Consider the following 1,344-nt stretch of genomic DNA (forward strand, 5'->3'; position numbering starts at 1 on the left):
TGGCATGATCATTCTGATGCCATCAATAAAATCGAATATATCATGATTGCAGATCCTTCTCATGTGATCTCAGAGATCTTTGATGTACTAGATGAAGCTTCTGGGTTGTCTCAACGTGGAACATTCATCATCGATCCAGATGGCGTAGTCCAAACAGTTGAGATCAATGCGGACGGTATCGGTCGTGATGCTAGTGGTTTGATTGATAAAATCCGTGCAGCACAATATGTCCGTACTCATCCAGGTGAAGTATGTCCTGCAAAATGGAAAGAAGGCGAAGAAACTTTAACGCCAAGCTTAGACCTTGTAGGCAAGATTTAGGAGGCTCTCATGGCATTAGATAAGGCAATCAAAGACCAACTGACGCAGTATCTCGCGATGCTAGAATCAGAGGTTGTTTTTGCGGCAACTTTAGGTGAGGATGATTCTTCCACGAAAGTACGTGAATTCTTAGAAGAAATCGCAGAAATGTCGCCAAAAATCACTATCCAAGCTGTAGCAAGTGAACGGACACCAAGCTTTTCGATCAATCGTCCCGGTGAAGAAAGCGGCATTGCTTTTGCTGGTTTACCGTTAGGACATGAGTTCACTTCATTTATTTTAGCGTTGCTTCAAGTAAGCGGTCGTCCGCCGAAAATTGATGAAGCACTACAAAAGCGCATCAAAGCGATCGATAAGCCATTACATTTTGAAACCTATGTCAGTTTGACCTGCCATAACTGTCCGGATGTTGTTCAAGCGTTAAACATTATGGCAGTGCTAAATCCTTCCATCAGTCACACCATGATCGAAGGTGGGATGTTCAAAGAAGAAATTGACAAGAAAAAAATTATGGCTGTGCCAACAGTCTTTCTAGATGGCGAAGAATTTGCAAGCGGCCGTCAAACGATCGAACAATTATTGGAAAAAGCAGCTGGTCCAACGAGTAAAGATGACTTTGCTGAAAAAGAGCTTTTCGATGTTTTGGTCGTCGGTGGCGGACCTGCAGGTGGAAGTGCAGCGATTTATGCGGCGCGTAAAGGTATCAATACCGGGATGGTCGTAGAAACGATGGGTGGCCAAGTGATGGAAACCCTTGGTATCGAAAACATGATCGGTACTCCTTATACCGAAGGACCAAAATTAATGCGTCAGGTAGAAGAGCACATCAACGAATACAAAGTCGATGTCATGAAAGGGCAGCGTGCCAAGGATATTCGTCGCAATGATGTCATCGAAGTTGAATTAGAAAATGGCGCAGTATTAAAAACCAAAACGGCTATTTTAGCAACCGGTGCTCGCTGGCGCAACATCAATGTTCCGGGAGAAAAAGAATTCAAAAATAAAGGTGTTGCCTATTGTCCA

The 1,344-nt window shown here is 43.6% G+C and carries 2 protein-coding genes; both read left to right on the plus strand.

Annotated features, from left to right (window positions below):
• Window positions 1-321, plus strand: a 321-nt coding sequence (locus IGI96_RS19700) for a redoxin domain-containing protein (protein ID WP_438785713.1), incomplete at its 5' end; no start/stop codon positions are given.
• A gap of 9 nt (window positions 322-330) precedes the next feature.
• Window positions 331-1,344: FAD-dependent oxidoreductase (locus tag IGI96_RS19705; RefSeq protein WP_438785714.1), on the plus strand; the 1,014-nt coding region annotated here is incomplete at its 3' end.

This window comes from Enterococcus sp. DIV0421 (genome assembly GCF_051713745.1).
GTDB lineage: Bacteria > Bacillota > Bacilli > Lactobacillales > Enterococcaceae > Enterococcus_D > Enterococcus_D casseliflavus.